Source organism: Streptomyces sp. NPDC005195, from assembly GCF_040608315.1.
Lineage (GTDB): Bacteria > Actinomycetota > Actinomycetes > Streptomycetales > Streptomycetaceae > Streptomyces > Streptomyces kaempferi.
Genome location: NZ_JBEXHZ010000021.1, coordinates 99,172 through 123,515, shown reverse-complemented (window position 1 = coordinate 123,515; position 24,344 = coordinate 99,172). Strand labels below are relative to the sequence as shown.

22 protein-coding genes and 1 pseudogene are annotated in these 24,344 nt (G+C 69.3%); 19 read left to right on the top strand and 4 right to left on the bottom strand.

Annotated elements, in window-relative coordinates; genetic code table 11:
• Both ABZV34_RS22215 and ABZV34_RS22210 read left to right on the top strand, forming a co-directional pair.
• A pseudogene (locus tag ABZV34_RS22215) lies at window positions 1–483 on the top strand (dehypoxanthine futalosine cyclase); the annotation flags it as partial.
• A 7-nt stretch (window positions 484–490) separates the two neighbouring features.
• The gene (locus ABZV34_RS22210) at window positions 491–937 is read left to right on the top strand and encodes a hypothetical protein (RefSeq protein WP_356279166.1); all 447 of its coding nucleotides are present in this window, start codon (window positions 491–493) and stop codon (window positions 935–937) included.
• A gap of 81 nt (window positions 938–1,018) precedes the next feature.
• On the opposite strand, the gene ABZV34_RS22205 is transcribed toward ABZV34_RS22210, so the two are convergent.
• Window positions 1,019–2,029, bottom strand: coding sequence for a chitinase (locus tag ABZV34_RS22205; protein ID WP_356279163.1), 1,011 nt, complete (start codon window positions 2,027–2,029; stop codon window positions 1,019–1,021).
• A 307-nt stretch (window positions 2,030–2,336) separates the two neighbouring features.
• On the opposite strand from ABZV34_RS22205, the gene ABZV34_RS22200 reads away from it, so the two are divergent.
• From ABZV34_RS22200 to ABZV34_RS22185, 4 genes are all read left to right on the top strand, one after another.
• Window positions 2,337–2,738 carry a hypothetical protein gene (locus ABZV34_RS22200; protein WP_356279160.1) on the top strand — a complete coding sequence of 134 codons (402 nt, stop codon included), beginning with the start codon at window positions 2,337–2,339 and terminating at the stop codon, window positions 2,736–2,738.
• Window positions 2,739–2,757: 19 nt separating this feature from the next.
• On the top strand, window positions 2,758–5,016 hold the full coding sequence (locus ABZV34_RS22195) for a glycosyltransferase (protein WP_356279157.1): 2,259 nt from the start codon (window positions 2,758–2,760) through the stop codon (window positions 5,014–5,016).
• 1 nt (window position 5,017) lies between these two features.
• Entirely contained in the window at window positions 5,018–6,328 is a 1,311-nt protein-coding gene (locus ABZV34_RS22190; protein ID WP_356279154.1) for an acyltransferase, read from the top strand.
• Between the two features lie 71 nt (window positions 6,329–6,399).
• Complete coding sequence (locus tag ABZV34_RS22185) at window positions 6,400–7,092, top strand: demethylmenaquinone methyltransferase (protein WP_153289195.1); 693 nt, start codon at window positions 6,400–6,402, stop codon at window positions 7,090–7,092.
• On the opposite strand, the gene ABZV34_RS22180 is transcribed toward ABZV34_RS22185, so the two are convergent.
• Window positions 7,082–7,426, bottom strand: coding sequence for a PASTA domain-containing protein (locus tag ABZV34_RS22180; RefSeq protein ID WP_356279151.1), 345 nt, complete (start codon window positions 7,424–7,426; stop codon window positions 7,082–7,084). The genes ABZV34_RS22185 and ABZV34_RS22180 overlap by 11 nt on opposite strands.
• A 221-nt stretch (window positions 7,427–7,647) precedes the next feature.
• Window positions 7,648–8,154 carry a GNAT family N-acetyltransferase gene (locus ABZV34_RS22175; RefSeq protein ID WP_356279148.1) on the bottom strand — a complete coding sequence of 169 codons (507 nt, stop codon included), beginning with the start codon at window positions 8,152–8,154 and terminating at the stop codon, window positions 7,648–7,650.
• A 100-nt stretch (window positions 8,155–8,254) separates the two neighbouring features.
• Here ABZV34_RS22175 and ABZV34_RS22170 point away from each other — a divergent pair, with 100 nt between their 5' ends.
• Window positions 8,255–9,550, top strand: a complete 1,296-nt coding sequence (locus ABZV34_RS22170; RefSeq protein WP_356279145.1) for a geranylgeranyl reductase family protein — start codon at window positions 8,255–8,257, stop codon at window positions 9,548–9,550.
• Between the two features lie 486 nt (window positions 9,551–10,036).
• Here ABZV34_RS22170 and ABZV34_RS22165 read toward each other — a convergent pair whose 3' ends face one another.
• Entirely contained in the window at window positions 10,037–10,882 is an 846-nt protein-coding gene (locus ABZV34_RS22165; protein WP_356279142.1) for a C40 family peptidase, read from the bottom strand.
• 721 nt (window positions 10,883–11,603) lie between these two features.
• Here ABZV34_RS22165 and ABZV34_RS22160 point away from each other — a divergent pair.
• From ABZV34_RS22160 to nuoL, 12 genes are read left to right on the top strand one after another with little or no spacing between them, the layout of a single operon-like run.
• The gene (locus ABZV34_RS22160; protein WP_007383963.1) at window positions 11,604–11,963 is read left to right on the top strand and encodes an NADH-quinone oxidoreductase subunit A; all 360 of its coding nucleotides are present in this window, start codon (window positions 11,604–11,606) and stop codon (window positions 11,961–11,963) included.
• A 14-nt stretch (window positions 11,964–11,977) separates the two neighbouring features.
• On the top strand, window positions 11,978–12,532 hold the full coding sequence (locus ABZV34_RS22155; protein ID WP_007383964.1) for an NADH-quinone oxidoreductase subunit B: 555 nt from the start codon (window positions 11,978–11,980) through the stop codon (window positions 12,530–12,532).
• Window positions 12,529–13,275 (top strand): NADH-quinone oxidoreductase subunit C, encoded by a 747-nt coding sequence (locus tag ABZV34_RS22150; protein WP_356279140.1) that lies wholly within the window; start codon window positions 12,529–12,531, stop codon window positions 13,273–13,275. The genes ABZV34_RS22155 and ABZV34_RS22150 overlap by 4 nt, the downstream gene beginning before the upstream one ends.
• Window positions 13,272–14,606 (top strand): NADH-quinone oxidoreductase subunit D, encoded by a 1,335-nt coding sequence (locus ABZV34_RS22145; protein ID WP_356279137.1) that lies wholly within the window; start codon window positions 13,272–13,274, stop codon window positions 14,604–14,606. Before ABZV34_RS22150 ends, ABZV34_RS22145 begins: the two co-directional genes overlap by 4 nt.
• Before the next feature lie 29 nt (window positions 14,607–14,635).
• Entirely contained in the window at window positions 14,636–15,445 is an 810-nt protein-coding gene (gene nuoE / locus ABZV34_RS22140; protein ID WP_356279188.1) for an NADH-quinone oxidoreductase subunit NuoE, read from the top strand.
• The gene (nuoF, locus tag ABZV34_RS22135) at window positions 15,445–16,830 is read left to right on the top strand and encodes an NADH-quinone oxidoreductase subunit NuoF (protein ID WP_356279134.1); all 1,386 of its coding nucleotides are present in this window, start codon (window positions 15,445–15,447) and stop codon (window positions 16,828–16,830) included. Before nuoE ends, nuoF begins: the two co-directional genes overlap by 1 nt.
• The gene (locus tag ABZV34_RS22130; RefSeq protein ID WP_356279131.1) at window positions 16,827–19,331 is read left to right on the top strand and encodes an NADH-quinone oxidoreductase subunit G; all 2,505 of its coding nucleotides are present in this window, start codon (window positions 16,827–16,829) and stop codon (window positions 19,329–19,331) included. The genes nuoF and ABZV34_RS22130 overlap by 4 nt, the downstream gene beginning before the upstream one ends.
• Entirely contained in the window at window positions 19,328–20,710 is a 1,383-nt protein-coding gene (nuoH, locus tag ABZV34_RS22125) for an NADH-quinone oxidoreductase subunit NuoH (RefSeq protein ID WP_356279128.1), read from the top strand. Before ABZV34_RS22130 ends, nuoH begins: the two co-directional genes overlap by 4 nt.
• On the top strand, window positions 20,703–21,305 hold the full coding sequence (gene nuoI / locus ABZV34_RS22120) for an NADH-quinone oxidoreductase subunit NuoI (protein WP_356279125.1): 603 nt from the start codon (window positions 20,703–20,705) through the stop codon (window positions 21,303–21,305). Before nuoH ends, nuoI begins: the two co-directional genes overlap by 8 nt.
• Window positions 21,302–22,120 carry an NADH-quinone oxidoreductase subunit J gene (locus tag ABZV34_RS22115; RefSeq protein WP_356279122.1) on the top strand — a complete coding sequence of 273 codons (819 nt, stop codon included), beginning with the start codon at window positions 21,302–21,304 and terminating at the stop codon, window positions 22,118–22,120. The genes nuoI and ABZV34_RS22115 overlap by 4 nt, the downstream gene beginning before the upstream one ends.
• Window positions 22,117–22,416 carry an NADH-quinone oxidoreductase subunit NuoK gene (gene nuoK, locus ABZV34_RS22110; RefSeq protein ID WP_018568277.1) on the top strand — a complete coding sequence of 100 codons (300 nt, stop codon included), beginning with the start codon at window positions 22,117–22,119 and terminating at the stop codon, window positions 22,414–22,416. The genes ABZV34_RS22115 and nuoK overlap by 4 nt, the downstream gene beginning before the upstream one ends.
• 14 nt (window positions 22,417–22,430) lie before the next feature.
• Window positions 22,431–24,344 (top strand): NADH-quinone oxidoreductase subunit L, encoded by a 1,914-nt coding sequence (gene nuoL / locus ABZV34_RS22105; RefSeq protein ID WP_356279119.1) that lies wholly within the window; start codon window positions 22,431–22,433, stop codon window positions 24,342–24,344.

Here is a 24,344-nt window from a genome sequence, read left to right as displayed (position 1 = left end):
CGCGACGTACAGGACCGGACCGGCGGTTTCCGCGCCTTCATCCCGTACACCTACCAGCCCGAGAACAACCACCTCAAGGGCCGTACGCAGGCCACACTCTTCGAGTACCTGCGCATGATCGCGATCGCCCGGCTCTTCTTCGACAACGTGGCCCACATCCAGGGTTCCTGGCTGACCACCGGCAAGGAGGTCGGCCAGCTCTCGCTGCACTACGGCGCGGACGACCTCGGCTCGATCATGCTGGAGGAGAACGTCGTCTCCTCGGCCGGCGCCAAGCACCGCTCCAACCGCATGGAGATCATCGACCTGATCCGCAAGGCCGGGCGCGTGCCCGCCCAGCGGACCACGACGTACGAGCACATCGTCGTCCACGACGACCCGGCGGACGACCCGGTCGACGAGCGGGTCATGTCGCACATCTCGTCCACCGCGATCGCGGGCGGCACCGCCCACCCCGAGCTGAAGCTGCTCGCGTCCAACTGACCCCGCCGTGCTGACCATTCACGCCGCCGACGAGCTGCGGCTCAGCTGGGACACGGAGCCCGTGCGGGACGGCGCGGTCGCCGTGCGGGGGGACCGGGTCGTGGGGGCCGGGTCCCTGGGCGAACTGCTCGAGCGTTTTCCGGGGGCACGGCTGAGGCGCTGGCCCGGTGTGCTCGGACCCGCGCTGGTCCACGAGGGCCCGCTGCCGCAGGCGCCGTCCCCGCGTGAACGGCTCCACGCGGTCCTGAAGTCGGGCTCCACCGCCGTACTCGAACGGTATGCGGGCACCCCCGATCTGCGTGCCGCGGCCGTCCGTAACGACGTGGCCGTGCTTCCCCGTACCCGCGAGACCGCGATCGTCGACACCGGACGCGCCGACCTCGCGGTCTTCGACACGGACGGGGCGTGCGTCGCGACCGTCTGCGCCGGCCGGCTGGTGCACCGACGCCGCTGAGCCGCTTCGGGCCGGTCGGACGAACCCCCGTTTCGTTCCGGCCGGCGAACCCCTCCGTGGAGCCGTCGGAACGGGTTCGGCTCACCCCGCGAAGGCCCTCGCGAACGCCCCCGAACTCTGCCTCACCCCACTGCAGTCGGTGGCCGCGCCGTCGGAGGCCGTGTCGTCACCGGAGCACTGCCGGTCCCGGAACGTCGACCACATCGACACCCAGGCGATCTGCTTCTCCTCGGCGAAGGCCCGCACCTGGGCCGCGTCCGCGAGGCCGAACGTCTCGCCCGCCACGTCGTTGTCCCCGATCATCGAGGTGAGCGCGAGCCCCTGCCAGGCCCGGACACTCGACAGGCCGAAGACAGTCTCCAGTTGGTCATGGGCCGCCCTGGCGGCGGTCTCCGCGTAGTCACCCATGTCGCCGGTGTACGAACTCCCGTAGTTCATCGCCATGATGTCGACGGTGGAGACCCGCACGGAGTGGTCGTTCGCGGACTCCAGCAGCGCCAGGCCGCCGGCGTCGAGGCCGGACGGCATCACCGGCAGTGTGAAGGAGACCCGCAGACCGGTGCGTTCCTTCTGGAGCAGTGCGATCGCCTCGGAACGCAGCGCGACCGAGGCCGAGTCGGTCAGCGCGCCGCCCTCGATGTCGAAATCGGCCCAGGTCGATGCGACGGCGTCGAGTGCCGCGCCGTAAGCCTCGGCGAGTGCGCTCGCGCTCGGACAGACCTGGGCCAACTCCTTGCCGGACGCCCCGCCGAAGGAGACGCGCACGCTCGCGCCGGACTTCGTGAGCGCCGCGACACGGGACCGCACGGCCGCCTCGCCGACGGCGTCCGTACCGTTCCACCGGGGCACGCAGTCGGCGCCGTCCGCGATCACGAAGGCCAGGTTGTAGGCGGCCGGGGACCCCGTCGTGTCCGTGACGGAGGCCGCTGTGGCGCTCACGTAGGGCGCGTACGAGGTGCCGGGTGCCGTACTGGTCTCCGTGGCCCCCTCGGGTGCGGCGTCCGAGGTTTCGCCGGGGCCGGAGGAACACCCCGCCACGGCCAGGGCGAACAGACAGACGAGCCCGGCGGCCGGTCTCAGGAAACTCCCCATCGCGTATGCACTCGCTCTCGTGATTTCCGTCCCGGGACGGAAACAAAATCCGATTCCGAAGCTCAAAGGTGGCACATCCGATGCCTTCACTTGAATCCAGGGGGCCTATGGGAAACCCACAAAAAAGGGGTCCCGAATCGGAAGAGTCGGACATTCGATCTGGGCATAGGGTTCATATGCGTCGACTCTGCGGCACGGGGTCGTTCAGGGATTCTCACGGAGAACGGACAGGCTGGACGGAATCTCATGGGCGCCTCACATGGGAACCAGGGAAGAGGGCACATGAAGGCTCCCTAATGTCCGGGGAATGCAATTCGAGTCAGCCGCCGAAAACCGCGCTCAAGGGCGCGGCCGCCGTCGCAAACCCGGCAGGGGGCCCGAAGACGGCCCCGTGTTCGTCGACAACTCCGGGCGCAGGGCACGTCTGCTCCGCAGAATCGGCATGCTCGTCGGCGCGGTCTGCTTCGGCTACGCGGTCGTTCTCGGCATGGCCTTCATGGGCTGGGGCACCACGCTCGCCCCGTCCTCGCTGTTCCCGTTCAGCGGCGGCGGGGCCGGCTCCGCACCCGGAGGCGCATTCCGGCCGCAGGGCGGAGCGGCCCCCACCGGCAGGCCCACCAGAAACCCGCCGTCCGGCCTCCCCACCGGCGCCTCCTTCCCGGCCCCGGCCCCGGCCTCCTCCGAGTCCGCCTCCTCAGGCGCCCACTGACCGGAACGGACCCACCCCCATGAATTCGACGACGCCCTCGCGCGGACGCCGGCGTGCCCCCTCCCGGATGGAGCGGGCCGCGGGCCGGGCCGCGGCCCTGCAGAAACCGCGCGTGATCCTGGCTCTGCTGCTCCTGCTGGGGCTCACCAGCGTGATGCTGCTCGACGGCTATCTGCGTTCCGAGATCGGCGACGACGCGCGGGTCCGCGACGGCGCGGCCTACGACAAGGTGCCGCGGAAGATCCTCGACGGCGGTCCGCTCCTGACCTTCGCCGGCGGTACGGCGAGGACTCGGTCCCTGCCCGGGAAGACCGTCGCGCTCACCTTCGACGACGGTCCGACCCCGACCTGGACCCCCCGGATCCTCAAGGTCCTGGAGGACAACGACGTCGAGGCGACCTTCTTCGTGGTCGGCTCGATGGTCTCCCGCTACCCGGACGTCGTGAAGGACCTCGTGGACCAGGGCAACGAGGTCGGCATCCACACCTTCACCCACGTCGACCTCTCCTACCAGGGCGCGGGCAGGCTCCAGCGCGAGCTCGAGCAGACGCAGCTCGCCCTCGCGGGCGCGGCGGGGGTCACCACCACGCTCTTCCGCGCCCCGTACTCCTCGGAGATCGCCGCCGTCGACAATTACAGCTGGCCGGTCTACAAGGAGATCGGCGATCTCGGATACACCAGCGTCTTCGTCGACACCGACAGCGACGACTGGAAGAAGCCCGGCGTCTCGAAGATCGTGCGATGGGCCACGCCGAAGAAGAACGAGGGCGCGGTCGTCCTCATGCACGACGCGGGCGGCGACCGCTCCGAGACCGTCGCGGCGCTCGACACGTACATCAAGAAGATGAAGGCGAAGGGGTACTCCTTCACCACGGTCAGCGGCGCGATGGCGAAGCTCGACGGCAGCGGCAGCGGCGTCGCTGTCGGGAGCGGCAGCGCCGACACCGGCACCCGCGCCGTGAACGTCGCGCGGTCCGGTCAGCGGGAGGCCGGCGGAGCCATCCTCTACGAGGGCAAGGCCCTCATCTGGGCCGTCGCCGTCGCCGAGTGGATCGTCCCGCTCCTGTCCTCCTTCCTGTTCGTCGTCGGCGTCGCGGTCCTCGGCCGGTTCGCGATGATGCTGGTGCTCGCCCGCCGTCACCACCGGCAGCGCAACAGGAGACGCGGCAAGGGCGGCAGGTTCAGCTGGGGACCGACGGTCACCCGCCCGGTGACCGTGATCGTGCCCGCGTACAACGAGAAGGAGTGCATCGCCAACACCCTCGACTCGCTGGCGAGGAGCACGCATCCGATCGAGATCATCGTCGTCGACGACGGCTCGACGGACGGTACGTCCGCGATCGCCGAGTCGTTGGGCATGCCGAACGTCCGTGTCATCCGCCAGCGGAACGCGGGCAAGCCGGCCGCCCTCAACAACGGCGTGCGCCACGCGAGCCACGACATCGTCGTGATGATGGACGGCGACACCGTCTTCGAGCCGGACGCGGTGCACCAGCTCGTGCAGCCGTTCGCGGACCCGGAGGTCGGCGCCGTCGCGGGCAACGCCAAGGTCGGCAACCGCGACACCCTCATCGGCGCCTGGCAGCACATCGAGTACGTGATGGGCTTCAACCTCGACCGCCGCATGTACGACCTGCTGCGCTGCATGCCCACCATCCCGGGCGCGATCGGCGCGTTCCGGCGGGACGCGGTGCTGGAGGTCGGCGGCATGAGCGAGGACACGCTCGCCGAGGACACCGACATCACCATCGCTCTGCACCGGGCGGGCCGGCGGGTCGTGTACCAGGAGCACGCCAGGGCCTGGACGGAGGCCCCCGCCTCGCTGAGGCAGCTCTGGAGCCAGCGCTACCGCTGGAGCTACGGCACCATGCAGGCGTTGTGGAAGCACCGCACGTCCCTCACGGACAAGGGACCCTCGGGCCGCTTCGGGCGCGTGGGCATGCCGCTCGTCGTGCTCTTCCAGATCGTCACGCCGCTCTTCGCGCCCCTCATCGACGTCTTCACCGTGTACTCGATGATCTTCGTGGACTTCCGGCTGTCACTGCTGGCCTGGCTGGCGGTGCTCGTCGTCCAACTCGTCTGCGCCGCCTACGCGTTCCACCTCGACCGGGAGAAGTACCGCTACCTCGCGATGCTGCCGCTGCAGCAGCTCGCCTACCGCCAGATGATGTACCTCGTCCTGATCCACTCCTCCGTCACGGCTCTGACCGGCGGCCGCCTCCGCTGGCAGAAGCTCAAGCGCACGGGTGAGGTCGGAAACCCGGCAGGAATGGGCTGACATGAGCTGGGGCGCCGAACAGCAAGGGCAACAGGGCTGTCAGGGGGAGCGGGGGCCGGAGGGACCAGAGAGGTCGGAGAGGCAGGAGAGGCTGGAGGGGTCCGGCTACGGATTCGGCCATGGATTCGGCTACGAGTACCTCCCGTACGGCCAGGGGGAACCCCTGTACGACCAGTCCGCGCCATGGGTGCGGCCGGAACCGCGGGTGGAGCCGACGCCGGATGCGGAACCGGTGCTGGATGCGGAGCCGAAGCCGGAGTCCGGGGCCGTCCCCAGGGCCGACGGCCGCGACCGCTACTTCGACGCGCTGCGCGCCGTCGCCCTGGTCCGGGTCGTGGCGTACCACGCCTTCGGCTGGGCCTGGGCCGGCCTGGTCTTCCCGTCGATGGGCGTGATGTTCGCCCTGGCCGGCTCGCTGATGGCCAAGTCCCTGGAGCGCCCGGCGTTCCAGGTGGTCAGGAGCCGGATGCGGAGACTGCTGCCGCCCTTCTGGTTCTGGGGATTCTTCGTCGTCGTGGCGATGCTGGTCCACGACTGGATGCCGGGCTGGCAGATCGTCTTCTGGATCGTGCCGGTCGGCGACCCGCCGGGCGACGCGTGGGGCGTCCAGGCCTGGGAGATCCTCTGGTACCTGCGGACCTACCTCTGGCTCGTCCTGCTGTCACCGCTCCTCCTGAAGGTCTTCCGCAAGGCGCCCCTCCCGGCCCTGCTGCTCTCCCTCGTCCCGGTCCTGGTCCTCCGGTACGGATGGCGGCCGCCGTACGACCGCTTCGGCAGCGGCCTCACGGACCTCGCCACCTTCCTGTTCTGCTGGCTGGCGGGCTTCGCGCACCGCGAGGGCGTGCTCCAGCGGCTCAGGCCCGCCCCGGTGATCACGGTTTCGCTGGCGCTCCTCGCCTTCGGCGGCTGGTTCGCCTTCGCGCACCGGACGGAGTTCGGCACCTACGACCTGGACGAGATCCCGGTCGCGCAGGCCTTCTGGTCGGCCGGCTTCGTGGCGCTCCTGATGTACTTCAAGGCCCGCTACCGCGTCGACTTCGCCTGGCTGGCCCGCTTCAGGCGGCTCGACCGGACCGTGACGATCTTCAACGGGCGGGCGGTGACGGTCTACCTCTGGCACGAGATCGCCCTGGTGGCCGCCGTTCCGCTGATCGACCGGTTCTGGAAGGTGCCCGCCTTCGAGAAGTGGCTGCCGCTGGAGAGCCAGTGGTTCATGTTCGGGGTCGGCTGGGTGTTGATCTGGATCGCGATCCCGCTGTGCGGCTGGGTCGAGGACGTCGCGGCCCGGAAGAGGCCGAGACTGTTCCCCTGAGTGGCCGTACGAGACCTGTGTACGGGCCGGGCGCCGGAGTGCCGCCCGCCCCGTGCTGCCACAATGGGACCGTGACCCGCGCATCCCTGGACAAGCAGCCGCACGAAGTCGCCTCGATGTTCGACGACGTGGCGGAACGGTACGACCTGACGAACGACCTGCTGTCGCTCGGCCAGGACCGGGTGTGGCGCAGAGAGGTCGCGAAAGCGGTCGACGCGCGCCCCGCGCAGAAGATCCTGGACCTGGCGGCCGGCACGGCGACCTCGTCGCTCCCCTTCGCCCGCACCGGCGCGTACGTCGTGCCGTGCGACTTCTCCCTCGGCATGCTCCGGGTCGGCAAGAAGAACCACCCCTGGCTGCCGCTGACCGCCGGCGACGCGACGAAGCTGCCCTTCAAGGACGACACCTTCGACGCGGTGACGATCTCCTTCGGTCTGCGCAACGTCCAGGACACCGACACGGCGCTGAGCGAGCTGTACCGGGTGACCAAGCCGGGCGGCCGGGTCGTGATCTGCGAGTTCTCTCACCCGACCTGGGCACCCTTCCGCACGGTCTACACCGAGTACCTGATGCGGGCCCTGCCGCCGGTCGCCCGCGCGGTGTCGTCCAACCCCGACGCCTACGTCTATCTCGCGGAGTCCATCCGGGAGTGGCCCGACCAGCCCGCCCTGGCGGAGCGGCTGCGCAAGGCCGGCTGGTCGAAGGTGGCGTGGCGGAACCTGACGGGTGGCGTGGTCGCCCTGCACCGGGGCTTCAAGGCCTGACGGATCTCAGCGCCTCGAACGGGTCACCCGGCTCGTCGAGCTCACGGCGCGGACCGCCCGACGGCGGGAGCGGCAACCGGGGTTCACGCACCCCGGCGCCTCCCTCGGTGTCACCGAGGTCGAACCATACGGTGACCACGGCACCGCGCGGGATCTCGGAGCCGGGCGGCGGGGACTGGCGTACGACGTAGTCGACGACGGTGAGAGCGAAGTCGGGCCGGTCGGGTGCGGCGAGCAGCACGCCTCGCGCCTCGGCCCTCTCCCGGGCGTCCACAGCCATCAGGCCGATGAGCCGCGGCACGCGCACTTCGGGTGTCCCGGGTGTCAGGCGCACGGACGTCACCCCCAGCGGTACCGGCAGGGTAAGCCCCGGCCGGTCCGTTGCGGAAGGCGTCGACGGCCCTCGCGCGGGCCGTCGGCGGGCTCCGCTCGGGCCGCCGACGGGCTCGGCGCGAGCTGTCGGCGGCCTCCGGCGACGGACCGGTGAACGGCCCTTGCGGGAACCGCGCGCAGCCCTTCGTACGCGGCCCCCGCCGGAGCCCCTCGCGGGAACCGTCAGAGGGTGAGCCGGTAGCAGTGCGCCGCATTCTCCTGAGTGGGACCGGCGAAGACCTCGGCCAGTTCCATGCCCACGCGTCGGGTCACGGCGATCGACCGCTCGTTGCCGGGTCTGACCATGGCGACGACCCGGGGGACGCCCGCCGCGCGTACCCGCTCCAGGGTGGTCAGCGCGGCCGCGGTGACGTACCCCTTGCCCCAGTGCGCGCGCCCGAGCCGCCAGCCGATCTCGATCTCGCCCGTGGGCCCCCACTCGCGCGGCCACGGCTGCGCGCCCGTGAACCCGAGCACCTCGCCCTCGGGGTCGACCATCGTCCACAGGCAGAACCCGCGCTCGGCGTCGTGCCGTCGCTGCCGCGCCGTGAGCTCCTCGTACACGGACAACTCGGCCGCCCGGCCGCCGTGGAACTCCATGACCTCCGGGTCCGCGAAGATCCGGTGCCAGGCGAACGCGTCCTCGTCGGTGGGGACACGGAGTCGGACGTCGGGGAGAGCTCGGTTCACGGGGGCAGCCCTTCAGCCAGGTCAGTCAGTACCGCTGCATAGACTGCCCATGTCCAGTGCCCGTCAGCACGCAGATTTCGAGTCTTGGGGAGACCCCGCCGTGACCGAGCCCCAACCCCTCTCCGAAAACACCGCAGATGTGATCGTCGTCGGGGCTGGGCCAGCCGGTTCCACGACCGCGTACTACCTGGCGAAGGCCGGACTCGACGTCCTGCTCCTGGAGAAGACCGCGTTCCCCCGCGAGAAGGTCTGCGGTGACGGGCTGACCCCGCGCGCGACCAAGCAGCTCGTCTCGATGGGCATCGACATCTCTGAAGAGGCCGGCTGGCTGCGGAACAAGGGACTGCGCATCATCGGCGGCGGTGTCCGCCTCCAGCTCGACTGGCCGGATCTCGCCTCCTACCCGGACTACGGGCTCGTCCGCAAGCGCGACGACTTCGACGAGCAGCTGGCACGACAGGCGCAGAAGGCGGGCGCGCGGCTGTTCGAGCGCTGCAACGTCGGCGCCCCGATCATCGACGACCGCACGGGCCGCATCACGGGCGTGCACGCCAAGCTCGGCGACACGGGGGAGAAGCGGGAGGTCACCTTCCACGCGCCGCTGGTCGTCGCGGCCGACGGCAACTCCACCCGCCTCTCGCTGGCGATGGGCCTGCACCGTCGTGAGGACCGCCCGATGGGCGTCGCGGTCCGTACGTACTTCACCTCCCCGCGCCATGAGGACGACTACCTGGAGTCCTGGCTGGAGCTGTGGGACCGCCGGGGCCCCGAGGACCGTCTGCTGCCCGGCTACGGCTGGATCTTCGGCATGGGCGACGGCACGTCGAACGTCGGCCTCGGAGTGCTCAACACCTCCGACTCCTTCAAGGAGCTGGACTGGCGCGAGGTCCTGAAGGCGTGGTGCGCCTCGATGCCGGAGGACTGGGGCTACACGCCCGAGAACATGACCGGCCCGATCCGCGGCGCCGCCCTTCCGATGGCCTTCAACCGCCAGCCGCACTACACGAAGGGGTTGTTGTTGGTCGGCGACGCCGGTGGCCTGGTGAACCCCTTCAACGGCGAGGGCATCGCGTACGCCATGGAGTCCGGCCAGATCGCCGCGGACGTCATCGTCCAGGCCCACGCCCGCTCGACGCCCGCCGGGCGCGAACTGGCCCTCGAGCGCTACCCCCGCGTCCTCAAGGACACCTACGGCGGGTATTACACCCTCGGCCGCGCCTTCGTGAAGCTGATCGGCAACCCGAAGGTCATGAAGATCGCGACGCAGCGGGGCCTGACCCACCCGCTCCTGATGAAGTTCACCCTCAAGATGCTGGCGAACCTGACGGACCCGACCGGCGGCGACGCGATGGACCGGATCATCAACGGGCTGTCGAAGGTGGCACCGAAGGCCTGAGGCCGGGTCCGCCGCGCGGCGCGGGGAGGCCGGCCCCCGGCTCGGCCTCCGTGCACCGTGGCGCGTACTTGGCGCGTCCACCCGGTCGCGTCGGGAGAGCCGACGCGGACAGATGTGCCCGTTATGGGCGCGGCGCGCACTCTCGTTCCCTCTGCGGCACTTGACCCGTTACGGACGCGTCGAGCGGGATCTCGCGCACCGGCGGGCATGCTCGTCCGTGGCCTCCGTGGCGAGCGAGGGTGCGGGCGCGAGCCCGCCTGGCGGGGGAGGGGCGGGGCGGGGACGGCGCGGTCAGGTCCGCGAGCGGCGCCCGCCGGCCCAGTCGCCGGAGGCGCATCCGGTGACCGTCGTCGGCAGGCTCTTCCCGTCGCTGTGAGGGCCCTCTGAGGCCCGAACGGGCCACGGTCGCCCCGCGGATACGACGACGGGGACCGCCGCCTTCAGGCGGCGGCCCTCAAGCCGTAGGACTTCGGACGCGGGTGCGGCTCAGAGAACGCGTACCGCGCCGGTGGCCGGGTAGCCCGACAGGTTCTGGATCACGACACCCTTGGAGGGGTTGGCGGCGTCCAGGTACTGCCCGTTACCGATGTACACGCCCACGTGGTACGCCGAACCGGCCGAACCCCAGTACAGGATGTCGCCGACCTGGACGTTGGACAGCGAGACCGGCGTACCGGACGTCGACTGGTCCTGGGAGACGCGCGGCAGGTCGACACCGACCTGCTTGAACGCGGCCTGCACGAGACCGGAGCAGTCCCACGTGTTGGGGCCCGTACCGCCCATCACGTACGCGTCGCCGACCTGTGCCTTGAGGAAGGCGATGACGGTCGCGACGCTGCCGCTGGCCGGCGCCGAGACGGTCGAGGTCGTGGAGGCCGAGGTGGAGGCCGAAGCGGACAGGGTGGTCCGCGCGGCGGAGCGCGAGGCGGCCTGCTCGGCCGCGGCCTTGCGCGCGGCCTCGGCCTTCGTCTTGGCCTCCGCCTTCTTCTTGGCGTCGGCGAGGTCCGCCTTGGCCTGCTTCGCGGCATTTGCGGCTGCCGCGTCGCGCTCGGCCTGCAACTCGTAGTTGGCCGCGGCCTGCTGGGTGGCGTCGGCGGACTGGGCGACCTGGGTGGCGAGGTCGGCCGTCAGGGTCGGCATTTCAAAGGTCTGCGTCACGGGCTCGGCCGCGCTCGCAGAGCCGGCCGCACCGGCGACGGCCAGGGTGCTGAGAACGCCACCGGCAACTCCGGCGCGCATCGCGAGCGTCGACGCGTTGCGGCGGGGCTTCCGGTGGCTACGTATGTGAGCGGTGTGGGACATGGGTACAACCGGTATCAGGGGCTCCCTCATACCTTCAAGAAACGTGTGGTGCGCCACAGTTGTTCAATCCGCGGCCGAATCCGGGGCGCGTCACTCCTTATTGACGCCGTAACGGGCATTGCGGACAGAGACGATCAAGCCTGTGATCATGCCGTTTCTGTAATACGCCCGAATTGCCCTCCGCCTACCACTCGTTGCGGCCAGTGGCCAAGCCCCGCTTATCTGGCACATAGACAGATGTGGCACAGGTCACACAGCCGTCTCACGGATGGCGTGCCTCGCGCGTAGATCCAGAAAGTTCCCTGCTCGTGAACGCGTGCACGCGTGGAGGTCGTCCACATCCGTCCACAACCCTCCCCCGAGGTGTGAACGGGCTCCTCTATCAAGCCTCCCCGTCCATCGCCAATTTGCATGCGGAGGAACTCTCTTGATATGGAGACGTCCCCCCGGACCTGCGATGACGAGCGGAAATGTCACCTCTGGTGACTGTGCGGACGCTTCGCGTGTGAAGATCACCGCTCATCCGACTTCATGATCCTTCGTCAGGTGGTGGAGATCACAAAGCTAGTGCAATACCCCGTGTCGCAGATCACAGACCGGCGGGCATAGGATGCGAGGCAGTTGGGCTTGTGACCTGCTTCACATGTACGCGATCTTCGTCGGGACGCACGGGGCTCGTGGGACAGGTGGGCGGAACCGCCGGCCCGACGCAACCGCCAGCAGTCAGTGCCGACTGAGAGGAGCGAGGAGCGTGAACGCGTATGCGCCGATCCTCGTACTGGGAGCCCTCGGGGCAGGCTTTGCGATCTTCTCCGTGGTCATGGCCACGCTTATCGGTCCAAAGCGATACAACCGGGCCAAGCTCGAGGCTTACGAGTGCGGTATCGAGCCGACCCCCACGCCGGCCGGCGGCGGGCGCTTCCCGATCAAGTACTACCTGACGGCGATGCTCTTCATCGTCTTCGACATCGAGATCGTCTTCCTCTACCCCTGGGCTGTCACCTTCGACGCCCTGGGTGTTTTCGGGCTCGTGGAGATGCTGCTCTTCGTGCTCACCGTCTTCGTCGCGTACGCGTACGTATGGCGGCGCGGCGGCCTGGAATGGGACTGAGGGGCCTTTAAGACATGGGACTCGAAGAAAAGCTGCCGAGCGGATTCCTGCTGACCACCGTCGAGCAGGCCGCGGGCTGGGTACGCAAGGCGTCCGTCTTCCCCGCCACGTTCGGACTCGCCTGTTGCGCCATCGAGATGATGACGACCGGCGCGGGCCGCTACGACCTGGCGCGCTTCGGCATGGAGGTCTTCCGCGGGTCACCGCGCCAGGCCGACCTCATGATCGTCGCCGGGCGCGTCAGCCAGAAGATGGCGCCCGTACTGCGGCAGGTCTATGACCAGATGCCCAACCCCAAGTGGGTGATCTCCATGGGCGTTTGCGCCTCGTCGGGCGGAATGTTCAACAACTACGCCATTGTGCAGGGAGTCGACCATATTGTTCCGGTCGACATCTATTTGCCCGGCTGTCCGCCGCGGCCCGAGATGCTGATGGACGCGATTCTCAAGCTCCATCAGAAGATCCAGTCCTCGAAGCTCGGTGTGAACGCCGAGGAGGCGGCCCGCGAGGCGGAGGAAGCGGCGCTCAAGGCGCTCCCCACCATCGAGATGAAGGGCCTGCTGCGGTGAGCGACGCGAACGGCGCCGGCAACGGCGTGAACCCGGAGAAGGACCTCGGCGCGTCCAACCTCCCCGGACAGCGTGGCGACGGCGGTGAGGAGATCCGCGTCCAGCGCGGCATGTTCGGCGCCAACAACGGCGGCGACACCTCCGGCTACGGCGGCCTGGTCCGCTCCGTCCGGCTGCCCGGCCCGGCCGCCCGCCCCTACGGCGGCTGGTTCGACGAGGTCGCCGACGAGCTGGAGGGCGCCCTGGAGGAACAGGGACTCGTCCCCGGGAACGCGATCGAGAAGACGATCGTGGACCGCGACGAGCTCACCTTCCACATCGAACGCGAGTACCTGGTCCGGGTCGCCCAGACCCTCCGCGACGACCCGGCCCTCCGCTTCGAGCTGTGCACGGGCGTGAGCGGAGTGCACTACCCGAGCGACAAGGGCCGCGAACTGCACGCCGTCTACCACCTGCGCTCGATCACCCACAACCGGCTGATCCGCATCGAGGTCAGCGCCCCTGACGCCGACCCGCACGTCCCGTCGCTCGTCCCCGTCTATCCGACGAACGACTGGCACGAGCGCGAGGCGTACGACTTCTTCGGCCTGGTCTTCGACGGTCACCCGGCACTGACGCGGATCATGATGCCGGACGACTGGCAGGGCCACCCGCAGCGCAAGGACTATCCCCTCGGTGGCATCCCCATCGAGTACAAGGGCGCCCAGATCCCGGCTCCGGACCAGCGGAGGTCGTACTCATGAGCACGCAGACCCCTTCTTCTGCCGCATCCGCCCGCGAGACGACCGAGGGCACCGTCTACACGGTCACCGGCGGCGACTGGGACGAGATCGCGCAGTCCGCGGCGAGGTCCGACGACGAGCGCATCATCGTCAACATGGGCCCGCAGCACCCGTCGACGCACGGCGTGCTCCGGCTCATCCTGGAGATCGACGGCGAGACGGTCACCGAGGCCCGCTGCGGCATCGGCTACCTCCACACCGGCATCGAGAAGAACCTCGAATTCCGTACGTGGACACAGGGCACCACGTTCGTGACGCGCATGGACTACCTGACGCCGTTCTTCAACGAGACGGCGTACTGCCTCGCGGTCGAGAAACTCCTCGGCATCGAGGACCAGATCCCCGACCGCGCCTCGATCATCCGCGTGCTCCTCATGGAGCTGAACCGGATCTCCTCCCACCTGGTGTGCATCGCCACCGGCGGTATGGAGCTCGGCGCCACCACGATCATGATCTACGGCTTCCGTGACCGTGAACTGATCCTCGACATCTACGAGCTCATCACCGGCCTGCGGATGAACCACGCGTACATCCGCCCCGGCGGACTCGCCCAGGACCTGCCGCCCGGCGCGGTGGACCAGATCCGCGAGTTCGTGAAGAAGATGACGAAGAACCTTCCCGAGTACGACAAGCTCGCCACCGGGAACCCCATCTTCAAGGCCCGTATGCAGGACGTCGGCTATCTCGACCTGGCCGGCTGCATGGCCCTCGGCGCCACCGGACCCGTCCTGCGCTCGGCGGGCCTGCCGCACGACCTGCGCAAGTCCCAGCCGTACTGCGGCTACGAGACGTACGACTTCGAGATCCCGACCGCCGACACCTGCGACTCCTACGGGCGCTTCCTGATCCGCCTCGAAGAGATGCGCCAGTCGCTCCACATCGTCGAACAGTGCCTGGACCGGCTGCAGCCGGGGCCGGTCATGGTCGCCGACAAGAAGATCGCCTGGCCCGCGCAGCTCGCCCTCGGTCCCGACGGTCTGGGCAACTCCCTCGACCACATCAAGAAGATCATGGGCACCTCCATGGAGGCCCTCATCCACCACTTCAAGCTGGTGACCGAGGGTTTCCGCGTCCCGCCGGGACAGGCGTACGCGGCGGTCGAGTCGCCCAAGGGCGAACTCGGGGTGCACGCCGTCTCCGACGGAGGCACCCGCCCCTACCGGGTCCACTTCCGGGACCCGTCCTTCACCAACCTGCAGGCCATGGCGGCGATGTGCGAGGGCGGCCAGGTCGCCGACGTCATCGTCGCCGTCGCGTCCATCGACCCCGTGATGGGAGGCGTCGACCGGTGACCACCACCCCCGAGGGCGTCAGCCTGGGCATGCCCCGACTGCCCGCGCCCGACTACCCGGACGACGTTCGGACCCGGCTCGAAGCGGACGCGCGCGAGATCATCGCCCGCTATCCGGACTCCCGCTCGGCGCTCCTTCCGTTGCTGCATCTCGTGCAGTCGGAGGAGGGCCACGTCACGCGCACGGGGATGCAGTTCTGCGCGGACGTACTGAGCCTGACCACCGCCGAGGTCACCGCGGTCGCGACCTTCTACTCGATGTACCGGCGCAAGCCGAGCGGTGACTACCAGGTGGGTGTGTGCACCAACACCCTGTGCGCGGTCATGGGCGGCGACGCGATCTTCGAGGCCCTGCAGGACCACCTGGGCGTCGGCAACGGTGAGACCACCGGTGACGGCAAGGTCACCCTGGAGCACATCGAGTGCAACGCGGCCTGCGACTTCGCACCCGTCGTGATGGTCAACTGGGAGTTCTTCGACAACCAGACCGTGGCCTCCGCCAAGCGCCTCGTCGACGACCTGCGCGCGGGAACAGCGGCCGAGCCCACCCGAGGCGCCCCCCTCTGCACCTTCAAGGACACCGCCCGGATCCTGGCGGGCTTCCCCGACGAGCGCCCCGGAGCCGTGGAAGCGGGTGGCAGCGCGGGCCCCGCCTCGCTGACCGGCCTCCGCCTGGCCAAGGGGGAGAGCGGTGCCGCGCGCGTGGTCCATCCGCGAGGTGGCGGCGCTCCGCAGGACCAGCCGCCGGCCGAGCACCTGAGCTCGCACGACGCGCCGCAGGACACATCGGCCTCCGATCCGTCGCACCCGGCGGGTCCCGCAGCCGAGGAGGGGGAGTGATGACATTGGCACCCGAGAACGAGGGCACCGCCCGCGCGAGCGCATTCGAGCGCGGCGGGGAGACCAGCCCCGAGAAGCTGCTCGCACCCGTGCTGTCGGCCTTCTGGGACGAGGAGCGGTCCTGGACGCTGGACGTCTACCGAAGGCACGAGGGATACGAGGGGCTGCGCAAGGCGCTGGCGATGTCGCCGGACGACCTGATCGCGTACGTCAAGGAATCCGGGCTGCGCGGCCGGGGCGGCGCGGGATTCCCCACGGGAATGAAGTGGCAGTTCATTCCGCAGGGCGATGGAAAACCCCACTATCTAGTTGTCAACGCCGACGAGTCGGAGCCGGGAACCTGCAAGGACATCCCGCTCCTCTTCGCGAACCCGCACAGCCTCATCGAGGGCATTGTGATCGCGTGTTATGCCATCCGGTCTTCGCATGCCTTCATCTATCTCCGCGGTGAAGTCGTCCCCGTGTTGCGGCGGTTGCACGAGGCCGTCCGTGAGGCCTACGCGGCCGGCTACCTCGGCGAGAACATCCTGGGCAGCGGACTCGACCTCCAGCTCACCGTGCACGCGGGCGCGGGCGCGTACATCTGCGGTGAGGAGACCGCACTGCTCGACTCGCTCGAAGGCCGCCGTGGTCAACCGCGGCTTCGTCCCCCTTTCCCAGCCGTCGCAGGGCTCTATGCGTGCCCAACTGTCGTGAATAACGTCGAGTCGATCGCGTCAGTTCCCGCAATCCTGCAAAAAGGCAAGGAATGGTTCAGGTCGATGGGAAGCGAGAAGTCCCCGGGCTTCACGCTCTACTCGCTCAGCGGCCACGTCACCAGCCCCGGCCAGTACGAGGCCCCGCTCGGTATCACGCTCCGGCAACTCCTCGACATGAGCGGCGGGATGCGCGCCGGACACCGCCTGAAGTTCTGGACACCGGGCGGCTCCTCGACACCGATGTTCACCGAAGAACACCTCGACGTCCCTCTTGACTACGAAGGAGTGGGCGCCGCCGGTTCCATGCTCGGCACCAAGGCGCTCCAGTGTTTCGACGAGACGACCTGTGTCGTCCGGGCGGTCACCCGGTGGACCGAGTTCTACGCGCACGAGTCCTGCGGCAAGTGCACCCCGTGCCGCGAAGGGACCTACTGGCTCGTGCAGTTGCTGCGCGACATCGAGGCCGGCAAGGGCGCCATGTCCGACCTCGACAAGCTGAACGACATCGCCGACAACATCAACGGAAAGTCGTTCTGCGCCCTCGGCGACGGTGCCGCCTCGCCGATCTTCTCCTCGCTCAAGTACTTCCGCGAGGAGTACGAGCAGCACATCACGGGCCGCGGCTGCCCCTTCGACCCGGCCAGGTCGACGGCCTGGGCGGACAAGCACACGGAGGTGAACGCATGACGGTGACCACCAGCGCTCCCTCGGGAGGGGGAGAGGCGGCGGTTCCGCCGGAGGATCTCGTCTCGCTGACGATCGACGGCGCCGAGATCAGCGTGCCCAAGGGCACCCTGGTCATCCGCGCCGCGGAACAGCTCGGCATCGAGATCCCCCGCTTCTGCGACCACCCGCTGCTCGACCCCGTCGGCGCCTGCCGCCAGTGCATCGTCGAGGTCGAGGGACAGCGCAAGCCCATGGCGTCCTGCACGATCACGTGCACGGACGGGATGGTGGTGAAGACGCAGCTCAGCTCGCCCGTCGCCGAGAAGGCCCAGCACGGCGTGATGGAGCTGCTGCTCATCAACCACCCGTTGGACTGCCCGGTCTGCGACAAGGGCGGCGAGTGCCCGCTGCAGAACCAGGCGATGTCGCACGGCGGCGCCGAGTCCCGCTTCGACGGAAAGAAGCGGACGTACGAGAAGCCGGTCCCGATCTCCACCCAGGTGCTGCTCGACCGCGAGCGGTGCGTGCTGTGCGCCCGCTGCACCCGGTTCAGCAACCAGATCGCGGGCGACCCGATGATCGAGCTGATCGAGCGCGGGGCGCTCCAGCAGGTCGGCACCGGCGAGGGCGATCCCTTCGAGTCGTACTTCTCCGGGAACACGATCCAGATCTGCCCGGTCGGAGCGCTCACCTCGGCGGCGTACCGCTTCCGTTCCCGCCCCTTCGACCTCGTCTCCTCGCACTCGGTGTGCGAGCACTGCGCGGGCGGCTGCGCGACGCGCACGGATCACCGGCGCGGCAAGGTGATGCGACGCCTCGCGGCTCCGGACCCGGAGGTCAACGAGGAGTGGCTGTGCGACAAGGGGCGCTTCGGCTTCCGGTACGCGCAGCAGCGTGACCGGCTGGAGACGCCTCTGGTCCGCGGCGCCTCCGGTGAACTGGAGCCCGCCTCCTGGCCGGAGGCCCTGGAGGCCGCGGCCCGGGGACTGCTGGCGGCCCGGGGCAGGACCGGTGTCCTGACCGGCGGGCGGCTCACCGTCGAGGACGCCTACGCCTACAGCAAGTTCGCGCGCGTGGCCCTCGACACCAACGACATCGACTTCCGCGCGCGCGTGCACAGCGCCGAGGAGGCCGACTTTCTGGCGGCCCGCGTGGCCGGCCGGGGACGGGACCTCGACGGTACGGGCGTCACGTACACCTCCCTGGAGAAGGCGCCCGCGGTTCTCCTAGTCGGCTTCGAGTCCGAGGAGGAGGCGCCCGGAGTCTTCCTGCGGTTGCGCAAGGCCTGGCGCGGACACGGGCAGCGGACCTTCTCCCTCGCCACGCACGCGACGCGCGGCCTGGCCAAGGCGGGAGGCACGCTGCTGCCCGCCGCGCCCGGCACCGAGACCGAGTGGCTGAACGCCCTCGCGAGCGGGGTCGGTCTGGAGGGTGACGGAGCCGGGGCCGCCGAGGCACTGCGCGGAGAAGGCGCCGTGATCGCCGTCGGCGAGCGGCTCGCCACGGTGGCGGGCGGGCTCACCTCCGCCGTACGAGCCGCGGCCGCGACCGGCGCCACGCTGGTGTGGATCCCGCGGCGGGCAGGGGAACGCGGCGCCATCGAGGCGGGCGCTCTGCCGTCGCTGCTGCCGGGCGGGCGTCCGGCCACCGACCCGCGCGCGCGGGAGGAGGTCGCGGCCGCCTGGGGCGTGTCCCAGCTCCCGCACCGCTACGGTCGCGACACCGGCCAGATCGTCGAGGCCGCCGCAGCCGGCGAACTGCAGGCCCTGGTGGTGGCGGGTGTGGAGGTCAACGACCTGCCCGACCCGGCACGCGCGCGTGCGGCACTTTCGGAGATCGGCTTCCTGGTGTCGCTCGAACTGCGACCCGGTGAGGTCACCGAACACGCGGATGTCGTCCTCCCGGTGGCCGCGGTCACCGAGAAGTCCGGCACCTTCCTCAACTGGGAAGGCAGGGCCCGCCTCTTCGAGGCCGCGCTGAAGCCCGAGCAGATGACACGCACCCTGGCACCCACCGACGCGCGGGTGCTCCAGATGCTCGCCGACGCCATGGACGTACACCTCGGTCTGCCGGACCTGCGCACCACGCGCGGTGAGCTGGACCGGCTCGGCGCCTGGGGCGGGCCGCGGGCCGCCGAACCCGTCGAGATCGCGGCGTCGCTGCCGCGTCCCGCCGCCGGGGAGGCCGTGCTCGCGGGCCACCGGCTGCTGCTCGACCTCGGGCGTCTCCAGGAGGGCGACGAGGCGCTCGCCGGGACCCGGCACGCGGCACGCGCACGCGTGTCGGCCGCCACGGCCGCCGAGGCAGGTGTCAAGGAGGGCGACCTCCTCGCCGTCACCGGCACCGCCGGGACCATCGCCCTCCCGCTGCAGGTCACCGATATGCCCGACCGCGTGGTCTGGCTTCCGCTGAACTCCGCCGGCGGGGGCGTCGCCTCCGACACGGGGGCGCTGCCCGGCGCACTCGTCCGCATCGGTCCGGCGACGCTCGCCACCGAGGCCCCCAAGGAGGTGGAGGCATGACGCCGTACACGCCGTACCTCGCCACAGAAGACCTCTCCATGTTCGGCCGCGACCCCTGGTGGCTGGTCGTCGTCAAGGCGGTCTTCTGCTTCGCCTTCCTGATGATCACCGTGCTCTTCTCCATCGTGTGGGAGCGCAAGGTCGTCGCCTGGATGCAGCTGCGCATCGGCCCCAACCGGCACGGCCCCTGGGGCATGCTCCAGTCGCTGGCCGACGGCATCAAACTGATGCTCAAGGAAGACCTCGTCGTCAAACGCGCGGACAAGGTGGTCTACGTCCTCGCACCGGTCGTCGCGGCCATCCCGGCCTTCATGGCGATCGCGGTGATCCCCTTCGGACCCGCGGGCAACGAGATCTCGATCTTCGGGCACCGCACCACGATGCAGCTCACCGACCTGCCGATCGCGATGCTCTACATCCTCGCGGTCGCCTCGGTCGGCATCTACGGGATCGTGCTCGCGGGCTGGTCCTCCGGGTCGACGTATCCGCTCCTCGGCGGACTGCGTTCCTGCGCGCAGATGATCTCCTACGAGATCGCCATGGGCGCCTCGTTCGCCTCGGTGTTCCTCTACTCCGGGTCGATGTCGACCTCGACGATCGTCGAGCAGCAGCACGACCGCTGGTACGTCCTGCTGCTGCCGGTCTCCTTCGTGATCTACATCATCACGATGGTCGGCGAGACCAACCGTGCCCCCTTCGACATGCCGGAGTCCGAGGGCGACCTCGTCGGCGGCTTCAACACCGAGTACTCGTCCATCAAGTTCGCGCTGTTCATGCTCGCCGAGTACGTGAACATGGTGACGGTCTCGGCCGTGTCGACGACGCTCTTCCTCGGCGGCTGGCGCGCCCCGTGGCCCATCAGCACCTTCTGGGAGGGCGCCAACCACGGCTGGTGGCCGATGCTCTGGTTCGTGGTGAAGGTGCAGCTGCTGCTGTTCTTCTTCATCTGGCTGCGCGGCACGCTCCCGCGCGTCCGCTACGACCAGCTGATGAAGCTCGGCTGGAAGGTCCTCATCCCGGTCTCCGTGGTGTGGCTGATGCTCGTCGCGACCGTACGGACCCTGCGCAACCAGCACTACGACTTCGCCGACATCGCGCTGTACGTCGGCGGCGGTGTCCTCGCGCTGCTGCTGATCTCGTTCGCCGTGGACATCTTCCGCGAGAAGCCGGAGGCCCGGGAGGCGCCGGCCGAGGCCGCCGCCTTCGACCCGATGGCCGGTGGATTCCCGGTGCCGCCGCTGCCGGGGCAGGAACTGCCGCCGGTGCCGAGGCGCCGCTCGCACCGCGAGCGGGAGTTGATTGTCAGTGGTGGGTCGGATACTGCGAGTGACGGATCGGACGACGGATCTCGCGATGGAAAGGAGGGGTCGGATGTCTGAGGAGCCGAAGGAGACCAAACCCGGTTTCCAGAACCCCGTCGCCGGCTTCGGCGTGACCTTCAAGGCCATGTTCAAGAAGCGGCTGACGGAGCAGTACCCGGAGCAGCACAAGACCACGGCCCCGCGGTTCCACGGCCGGCACCAGCTCAACCGTCATCCGGACGGCCTGGAGAAGTGCGTCGGCTGTGAGCTGTGCGCGTGGGCCTGTCCCGCGGACGCCATCTACGTGGAGGGCGCGGACAACACCGAGGAGGAGCGCTACTCGCCCGGTGAGCGCTACGGCCGCGTCTACCAGATCAACTACGCACGCTGCATCCTGTGCGGTCTGTGCATCGAGGCGTGCCCCACGCGCGCGCTGACGATGACGAACGAGTTCGAGCTCGCGGACAGCAGCCGCGCCAACCTCATCTACACCAAGGAGCAGCTGCTCGCCGGTCTCGAGGAGGGCATGGTGGAGTCACCGCACTCGATCTTCCCCGGGACGGACGAGCAGGACTACTACCAGGGCCTGGTCACGGAGGCGGCGCCCGGCACCGTGCGCCAAGTGGCCGTCTCCAAGGGCGAGAAGCCCGATGAGGAGGGGGTGGACGCATGAGCGCGCAGCTCGCCGCCTACTCCACCTCGACCGGGGAGGCCTTCCAGTTCTGGGTGCTCGGCACCGTCGCCGTGATCGGCGCCCTGTGCACCGTCTTCATGAAGAAGGCCGTGCACAGCGCGCTCTGTCTCGCCGGGACCATGATCGTCCTCGCGGTGTTCTATCTCGCCAACGGCGCGTACTTCCTGGGCGTCGTGCAGATCGTCGTCTACACCGGCGCGATCATGATGCTGTTCCTGTTCGTGGTCATGCTCGTCGGTGTCACCGCGGCGGACTCCCTGAAGGAGACCATCAAGGGGCAGCGCTGGCTGGCCCTGGTCTGCGGTCTCGGCTTCGGTGTCCTGCTGATCGCGGGCATCGGCCACGCGTCGCTGACCGAGTTCAACGGCCTGGGCAAGGCCAACGCCAACGGCAACGTGGAGGGTCTCGCGGCCCTCATCTTCACGAAGTACGTGTTCGCCTTCGAGATCACCGGCGCGCTGCTCATCACGGCCGCCGTCGGCGCCATGGTGCTCACGCACCGGGAGCGCACCGAGCGCCCCAAGACCCAGCGCGAGCTGTCCGAGCAGCGGGTGCGGGAGGGCAAGCACCTGCCGCCGCTGCCGGCCCCGGGCGTCTACGCCCGGCACAACGCGGTGGACATCGCGGGTCTCCTTCCGGACGGCACCCCCTCGGAGCTGACCGTCAACAAGACACTGCGGGAGCGCGGCCAGGTCCGTGACGTGTCCTCCGAGGCACTGAGCGATCTGAAGGCCCTGGAGCAGCGCGCCGAAGAACGCCTGGAGCGCACGAAGACGGAGGAGGCGTCCCAGTGAATCCGGTCAACTACCTCTATCTCGCCGCCCTGTTGTTCACGATCGGCGCCACCGGCGTGCTGATCAGGCGCAACGCGATCGTGGTGTTCATGTGTGTCGAGCTCATGCTCAACGCCTGCAACCTCGCGTTCGTCGTCTTCTCCCGCATGCACGGCAATCTCGACGGCCAGATCATCGCCTTCTTCACGATGGTCGTCGCCGCCGCGGAGGTCGTGGTCGGGCTCGCGATCATCGTGTCGCTGTTCCGTTCCCGCCACTCGGCCTCGGTCGACGACGCCAGCCTGATGAAGCTGTAAGGGGTCGCTGAATCGTGGAAGATCTGATTGCGCTGCTGGTAGCGGCGCCTCTGCTCGGAGCGGCCGTACTGCTGTGCGGCGGCCGGCGGCTCGACGCCGTCGGCCACTGGATCGGCACGGCGCTCGCGGCGGCCTCCTTCGTGATCGGCGCGGTCCTCTTCGCCGACATGCTGGGCAAGAGTGCCGCCGACCGGCCCCTCGGCCAGCACCTGTTCAGCTGGATCCCCGTCGCGGGCTTCCGGGCGGACGTCTCCCTCCAGCTGGACCAGCTGTCGATGACGTTCGTCCTGCTGATCACGGGCGTCGGCTCCCTGATCCACCTGTACTCCATCGGGTACATGGAGCACGACGAGCGGCGCCGCCGCTTCTTCGGCTATCTGAACCTGTTCCTCGCGGCGATGCTGCTGCTCGTCCTCGCGGACAACTACCTGCTGCTGTACGTCGGCTGGGAGGGCGTGGGCCTCGCCTCGTACCTGCTGATCGGCTTCTGGCAGCACAAGCCCAGCGCCGCCACCGCCGCGAAGAAGGCCTTCCTGGTCAACCGCGTCGGCGACATGGGCCTGTCGATCGCCATCATGCTGATGTTCACCACCTTCGGTACCTTCGCCTTCGGACCGGTGCTCGGCACCGAGGGACACCCGGGGCTGGTGGGGGGCGCCACGGAGGGCAAACTCACCGCCGTCGCGCTGATGCTGTTGCTCGCCGCCTGCGGCAAGTCCGCCCAGGTGCCGCTGCAGTCCTGGCTCGGGGACGCGATGGAGGGCCCGACCCCGGTCTCGGCCCTCATCCACGCCGCGACGATGGTGACCGCAGGCGTCTACCTGATCGTCCGCTCCGGCGCGGTCTTCAACGCGGCGCCGGACGCGCAGCTGGTCGTCACCGTGGTCGGTGCCGTCACCCTGCTGTTCGGTGCGATCGTCGGTTGCGCGAAGGACGACATCAAGAAGGCGCTCGCCGGTTCGACGATGTCGCAGATCGGCTACATGGTGCTGGCCGCGGGCCTCGGTCCGATCGGCTATGTCTTCGCGATCATGCACCTGGTGACGCACGGCTTCTTCAAGGCGGGGCTGTTCCTCGGCGCCGGCTCGGTGATGCACGGGATGAACGACGAGGTCGACATGCGGAGGTACGGCGGCCTCAGGAAGTACATGCCGGTCACCTTCGTCACCTTCGGCCTCGGCTACCTCGCCATCATCGGCTTCCCGGGTCTGTCCGGCTTCTTCTCCAAGGACAAGATCATCGAGGCGGCCTTCGCCAAGGGCGGTACCGAGGGCTGGATCCTCGGCGGCACCGCCCTCCTCGGCGCGGCGATCACCGCGTACTACATGACGCGCGTGATGATCATGACCTTCTTCGGTGAGAAGCGCTGGCAGCCGGACGCGGAGGGCCACGAGCCGCACCCGCACGAGTCGCCCCGGTCCATGACGATCCCCATGATCGTGCTGGCCTTCGGCTCGGTCTTCGCGGGTGGCATCTTCAGCATCGGCGACCGCTTCCTGCACTGGCTGGAGCCGATCACCGGGCACGCGGAGGGCGACTCGCCCGTCAGCGCCCTCACGGTCACGCTGGCCACGATGGTGCTCCTCGTCGTCGGCGCCGGAATCGCCTACCTCCAGTACGGGCGCGGTCCCGTCCCGGCCGTCGCCCCGCGCGGTTCCCTGCTCACCCGGGCCGCCCGGCGCGACCTGCTCCAGGACGACTTCAACCACGTCGTGCTGGTGCGCGGCGGGGAGCACCTCACGCGCTCCCTGGTCTACGTCGACCACACCCTGGTCGACGGGGTCGTCAACGGTACGGCGGCCTCGATGGGCGGCCTCTCCGGGCGGCTGCGCAAGCTGCAGAACGGCTATGCCCGCAGTTACGCGGTCTCGATGTTCGGCGGTGCGGCGGTCCTCATCGCCGCGACCCTGCTGATGAGGGCGGTCTGA